Here is a 5,486-nt window from a genome sequence, read left to right as displayed (position 1 = left end):
GTTCGCCCAAAAGGTACATTATCAAAGCGCAAGTCCCTTAGTTCATCAGCTTGAATTTGCAGCGCAGCAGCAACATGAAGTGCATCCATCGCCGCTAAACCGTAAGTGCCAGCAATTTCATGACTCACTGCATCCTCCTCGACGTGCAGCAAGTTCTTGTTCTATTTCGTCTTCATTGAGCAGTTGCAATCCAGCTGCGATTGCTCGCTGTCGGATTTCCCATAACTTTTTGCTTAATGGTGTTTGGGGAATAAATTTAGCTTCTGGTGTTGTTTGTGACTCAGATTTAAGTATTTGAACAAATTGCCAAACTTTTTGTTGCTTTTCCGGAGTCAATTCTCGCCATTGTTCAAGTAGTTCTTCTTCTTTACCCATAAATACCTCGCTCTTAAATTACGCATTCCTCGAATCGTTGGCTGTCCAAGACATATTTGTGGATTAACTTTCGGCTCTTGTAGTATATATGTATGAGGGGAAGTTCAGGTATTTTAGGTGGGAATTGGTTCACCCGGACGCAAACTGAGTTGGTGATCCGTTTGACTTCGATTTCAACTCGGTTTAATTATTTTATCGTGTAAGATGGCGATCGCACTCTACTCCAAAGCCTCAATCGTGACTAGACCACCCTCGATCGCTTGAATCCGCAGATCGTAACCTCGCAATAGCTGCATCCCGATTAGTGGAAGTGTCTCTGATTCGTTGATGTAAATCTCACGATATTGCCCATCCCAAATCACGCGCCCGATGTAAACCTCAAACGTACAGAAAGTTCCGTCACCTAATGTGGCAATATCTCGGCCCTCCCAACTCAACCCCAATGTGGCAATTATGTCAGGCGGCAAAGTGAGAAAACCCGAAAATCCTGTATCAATTACAGCATCTACCATCTGCGCTGTCTTATTATTCGTGAGCGCGATCGATAAGGTCGCTTCACACCTTTGATTCACACGACCTTGCATCATTGCTTTGTTCTCAAACTCCTTGTACCAAAGTGATCGACTGCTAGATGTCCAATCCGAATAAACCAAGTCTGAGCATCAGGTACTCGTGCAGAGAGTTGTTTCGATGCTGTCACCAAATCATCGGCAACTTCAAACGCTCCGGTTTCAATGTCAATCGCCACAATTTTGCCGTAATTGCCTTCTTCAACTTGAGAGCGCACTTGGGATTCATAGAGTTCATTACCACGTCGGGCAAATTCTTTTTTGCTGTAGCGGGGTTGTCGAATTACCATATCCTTGACTTCGATTTCAACTCGGTTTAATTATTTTATCCTGTAACATGGCGAACGCACTTACAGCCGTCTGACTTGCGCTAAAGCCTCTTCGCCTGAAATTAGCTGAACAGAACTATTTCTCGCTTCATCTCTGCGTCCTTTAGCTTCAACAATCCACATCGACTCAATCGGAACTTTTTCCCTGTACATGACCACTATTGCACGAGTACAGCAAGAAAATTTAACCGGTCTATCTATTGCTGGATAAGGGTTTTCGGCTTTTGTAGTAAATATGTATGGGGGTAAATTCAGGTGTTTTAGGTGGGAATTGGTTCACCCGGACGCAAACTAGACCATTTACCAGTTTCCCGTAAAAAGCTGTCGCAACCCACCACATCCCATTCCATTTCGATATAATCTTCCTTGGTGCGAATGTTAACGTTAATAGAAGGGTTCTTCGCTTCAAAGTCCGGTGTCTCGGTGAGATGACGTTCCTGATGTTGTGTTTCTACGGCATGATAGGTGAGACAGCGATCAACAAAATAGCAGTTAATACAAATACACATAGGTTTAACTCTATAGGTCTTTTCCGTTAATCTAGCTCAGTCTCTCCCCAAATGGGGCCGGTCAAAATTATATTTTTGTAAATTTATCTTCTCGATGTCTTGTCAAAAAAACCTAGATAGTTTAGTTAAAGAAGTTTTTGCAATTAATCAGCAAGAATTGCCAAAAAATGCTTATTTAGTCGGTGGTGCTGTGCGAGACGCTTTATTAAACCGTCAGAAAGACTATATTGACCTAGATTTTGTAGTTCCTGAAAAAGCGATCGAAATTGCCCAAACTATTGCCCATCATTATAAAGCCGGTTTTGTGGTTTTAGATGCGGTTCGTCAAATTGCTCGCGTCGTTTTTCCGCAGGGTACGCTTGATTTCGCGCAACAGGAGGGAGAATCTCTAGAAATAGACCTAAAAAGACGGGATTTCACCGTTAATGCTCTCGCTTATAATCTCCAAACCCAAGAAATTTTCGATCCTTTAGGGGGATTAAAAGATTTAGGCTGCCAATCTCTGCGGATGATTTCCCGCGAAAATCTCCAAGATGATCCCCTAAGATTATTAAGGGCCTATCGACAAGCGGCTCAATTGGACTTTGAAATCGAACCCCATACCCGTGCAACTATTCGTTCTCTTGCCCCTTTATTGCGCCGTGTAGCCGCCGAAAGGGTACAATCCGAGTTAAATTATCTTTTGCTCAATTCCCGTGGCAATAAATGGCTAAAAAGTGCCTGGGAAGATGGCTTATTATCCCTCTGGTTGCGTCGGATTACCCCCGCAAAAATGGAGCGAGTTATGGGGGTGGAAGCGGCAGCGGGATTTTTAGAATCTTTGTCACGGGAAAAATTTATCTTTTCCCCTTCTCAGTTACAGTTGACAAAATTGGCTCTATTGGTATCGGATATTTTAGCAGAAGCGGAAAAAGAGTTAATCGATCTTAAGTATTCCCGTGGGGAAATTCGCACGGTAATCACGGTAATTAAGTCTTTACCTCCCCTCAAGGAAGCAGCTAATTTAAGTCTGCGGGAACAGTATTTTATTTATCTAAATACGGGAAAAGTATTTCCTATCTTTGCCCTTTTTGCTTTATCGATGGGGATTAACAAAAATATCGTCGCTTCTCTGTTGACTTCCTATCTCGATCCCGATAATATTATCGCCCATCCCCGACCTTTATTAAGGGGCGATGATTTAATTAACCATTTACACCTGAAACCCAGTCCGATTATCGGTAAGTTATTAACCGAGGTACAAATTGCCCAAATTGATGGCCAAGTTAAAGTTTTTCAAGAGGCGATCGATTTTGCTAAAAAGTTATTATAAGTGGTTGGTTATAATTAAATTAAAAATGGATTTTAGGTCTGATCCCCCCTTAATCCCCCCTTGATAAGGGGGGTGCCGATCCCCCCTTAATCCCCCCTTAATAAGGGGGGCATCTGATAATTTTTAATGCCTACCTACTTAAGTGGTTGAAGAACAGAGATGTGAGGCTCTGTTCCCTATTGATAACCGTCCCTGGGAACTAATTTTCTGAGCGAATTTTAAACAAAAACACGATGTTGCAGGGAAGGCATTTGTCGTCTCACTTGTTGCAGACGTTGGGGATTAATTTCGGCAATTGCCACCCCCACTTCTTCCCCCGCATCGGCTAAAACCACACCCCAAGGATCGATAATCATAGCGTGACCGTGGGTGTAACGGCGTTCATAATTATTGCCCGTTTGAGCGGGAGCTATTATATAACAAGTATTCTCGATCGCTCGCGCTTGTAACAAAACTTTCCAATGATCTTTCCCTGTAAAAGCTGTAAAGGCCGCGGGTACAAATAAAACATCGGCTCCTTGCCGCGATAAATAGCGATAGAGTTCAGGAAAACGCACATCATAGCAAATCGAGAGGCCAATTTTGCCCAAGCTATCGGAGCCATAAATTGGCGGTAAATCGATCCCTGCCATGACTGTACTCGATTCCTGATAGGTGTTACCATCCGGGACATTGACATCAAAGAGATGGACTTTTTGATAACGGGCTAATTCCGCACCGTTGCCATCGACTAAAATAGCGGTATTATAAGCTTTATCGGCAATACCCGTCACAGGCACGGGAAAACCACCCCCTAAAATGGTCACTTGAAACCGTTGGGCCATGGTGCGGAGGAATTTATCGGCTTTGAGAGCAATAGTCTCAGCCTGGGCGATTTTATCGGTTTCTGCCCCCATAAAGGCGAAATTTTCTGGTAAACCGATTAATTCCGCCCCTTTACCCACGGCAAGTTCGATCAATTCTTCAGCGGCAGCGAGATTTTTCTCTAAATCCGGCTGACTGGTCATTTGAATAGCGGCGGCGAGATAGGATTTCATGGGGGTTGAAGCTCTAGAATCAGATAATCTCTGTAAAATTAATCATAACCTTCGATTATATCCAATTTCAGATATTTTGTCACCCCATGAGTAAAATTGTTTTCTGTGACTTTGATGGCACTATCACCGCCGTGGAAACTTTTGCGGGTATGCTCAAAGAATTCGCCCCCGATTTATCAGCCCAAATTATGCCCCAAATGTACGCCCGTACTCTCAGTCTGCGCCGGGGTGTCCGTCAACTGCTAGAGTCGATACCGAGCCAAAAATACGCCGATATTCTCGCCTATGCCGAAAGCAAGCCAATTCGACCTGGATTAGCTGAATTTCTCGCTTTTTTACAGGAGCGAGCCATCCCTTTTATTATTATCTCCGGTGGTATCCAAGGCATGATTGAAACGGTCTTAAAACGGGAGGGACTATTAGATAAGGTGACGGCAATTTATGGGGTAAATCTTCATACTCAAGGGGAATATCTGCAAGTTCATTCCGATTGGGAAAATGAGACGGAATTAGTGGCTAAAGCCTTGATTATGGCCAAATATTCGGGAGTAGAAACTATTGCGATCGGTGATTCCGTTACCGATATTACTATGGCTAGAAGGGCCGATCTAGTTTTTGCCAGGGATCGTTTAATCGATTATCTGCAAGCGGAAAATCAACCCTATATTCCTTGGGATAACTTTTTTGAGATTCGTGAATATCTGTTATTGAGAGATTAGGGATTGGCTGTGATAAGTAATGGTTAGGATAGGCAAGGGGCAAGGGGTAGTGCAGTCTCATTCCCAAGCTCCGCCTGGGAATGATTTTTGAAGGCTCTGCCTTCTGTGAAGATTACTCAGGAGGCAGAGCCTCTCATTAAACATTTCTAGGCAGAGCCTAGAAACGAGAGGTTCTAACATCCAAGATCAACCCGTTAAAAGATTTTTTACTACCCTACTCTCAAGGGTAACAATAATTGTAAATTTTTGTAAATTTATGTTGGTTTAGGCTTGACAAAATCGGGGGGGGTAGAATCGCGTCATGGCTCTGTATCGTCATTGAGGAACTAACTGAAAATTTAGTGATTGGCAATTTTGAAAAAACCAGTCTTTCTCCCTTGCCAATGTCGCTTAATTCGAGATTTTTTCCTTTAAAGGACAGTCAGAACATTTGTTTGTTTATTTGTTTTGAGGAAAGTTTCTGGATATGAAAACTTCGATTGCAATTAAAAAACTGTGGCTCTTCCGAACTTGTCATGTAAAATTAAAGAAAAAACAGACAATTATTGCTGACCAATAAAACAATAATTTATCTTTAAAAGCTGACTATGCTTGCAATACAGCAATTTATTGGTTAAAATATAGACAGCCAAGACC

Annotated in this window: 7 protein-coding genes; 2 read left to right on the top strand and 5 right to left on the bottom strand. The window is 42.7% G+C overall.

Annotation, left to right across the window (positions count from 1 at the left end; translation table 11 throughout):
• Positions 1–117: 117 nt before the first annotated feature.
• The 4 genes from IM515_RS23985 to IM515_RS23970 all read right to left on the bottom strand — a co-directional run bounded on the left by IM515_RS23985 (position 118) and on the right by IM515_RS23970 (position 1,782).
• Positions 118–375, bottom strand: coding sequence for a hypothetical protein (locus IM515_RS23985; RefSeq protein ID WP_287629454.1), 258 nt, complete (start codon positions 373–375; stop codon positions 118–120).
• 218 nt (positions 376–593) lie between these two features.
• Positions 594–962 (bottom strand): clan AA aspartic protease, encoded by a 369-nt coding sequence (locus IM515_RS23980; RefSeq protein ID WP_287629453.1) that lies wholly within the window; start codon positions 960–962, stop codon positions 594–596.
• Positions 959–1,234: a hypothetical protein gene (locus IM515_RS23975; protein ID WP_079209427.1), complete on the bottom strand. Its 276-nt coding sequence runs from the start codon at positions 1,232–1,234 to the stop codon at positions 959–961. The genes IM515_RS23980 and IM515_RS23975 overlap by 4 nt, the downstream gene beginning before the upstream one ends.
• A gap of 299 nt (positions 1,235–1,533) precedes the next feature.
• Complete coding sequence (locus IM515_RS23970) at positions 1,534–1,782, bottom strand: Ycf34 family protein (protein WP_002745598.1); 249 nt, start codon at positions 1,780–1,782, stop codon at positions 1,534–1,536.
• 94 nt (positions 1,783–1,876) lie between these two features.
• Here IM515_RS23970 and IM515_RS23965 point away from each other — a divergent pair, with 94 nt between their 5' ends.
• A complete protein-coding gene (locus IM515_RS23965) occupies positions 1,877–3,094 on the top strand; it encodes a tRNA nucleotidyltransferase/poly(A) polymerase-related protein (RefSeq protein WP_287629452.1) in 1,218 nt (405 codons plus the stop codon).
• Positions 3,095–3,312: 218 nt separating this feature from the next.
• Here the strand turns inward: IM515_RS23965 and IM515_RS23960 are convergent, their stop codons facing one another.
• Positions 3,313–4,131 carry a carbon-nitrogen hydrolase family protein gene (locus IM515_RS23960; protein WP_287629451.1) on the bottom strand — a complete coding sequence of 273 codons (819 nt, stop codon included), beginning with the start codon at positions 4,129–4,131 and terminating at the stop codon, positions 3,313–3,315.
• Between the two features lie 86 nt (positions 4,132–4,217).
• Here IM515_RS23960 and IM515_RS23955 point away from each other — a divergent pair, with 86 nt between their 5' ends.
• Positions 4,218–4,850 (top strand): HAD-IB family phosphatase, encoded by a 633-nt coding sequence (locus IM515_RS23955; RefSeq protein WP_103113433.1) that lies wholly within the window; start codon positions 4,218–4,220, stop codon positions 4,848–4,850.
• Positions 4,851–5,486 lie beyond the last annotated feature (636 nt).

Source organism: Microcystis sp. M44BS1 (assembly GCF_020244875.1).
GTDB lineage: Bacteria > Cyanobacteriota > Cyanobacteriia > Cyanobacteriales > Microcystaceae > Microcystis > Microcystis panniformis.
This window is presented reverse-complemented; position numbering and strand designations above follow the sequence as displayed.

Excerpts from the sequence above, each read along its gene's own strand:
- IM515_RS23985 (WP_287629454.1), bottom strand. The coding sequence starts at position 375 with ATGGGTAAAGAAGAAGAACTACTTGAACAATGGCGAGAATTGACTCCG.
- IM515_RS23980 (WP_287629453.1), bottom strand. The coding sequence starts at position 962 with ATGATGCAAGGTCGTGTGAATCAAAGGTGTGAAGCGACCTTATCGATC.
- IM515_RS23975 (WP_079209427.1), bottom strand. The coding sequence starts at position 1,234 with ATGGTAATTCGACAACCCCGCTACAGCAAAAAAGAATTTGCCCGACGT.
- IM515_RS23970 (WP_002745598.1), bottom strand. The coding sequence starts at position 1,782 with ATGTGTATTTGTATTAACTGCTATTTTGTTGATCGCTGTCTCACCTAT.
- IM515_RS23965 (WP_287629452.1), top strand. The coding sequence starts at position 1,877 with ATGTCTTGTCAAAAAAACCTAGATAGTTTAGTTAAAGAAGTTTTTGCA.
- IM515_RS23960 (WP_287629451.1), bottom strand. The coding sequence starts at position 4,131 with ATGAAATCCTATCTCGCCGCCGCTATTCAAATGACCAGTCAGCCGGAT.
- IM515_RS23955 (WP_103113433.1), top strand. The coding sequence starts at position 4,218 with ATGAGTAAAATTGTTTTCTGTGACTTTGATGGCACTATCACCGCCGTG.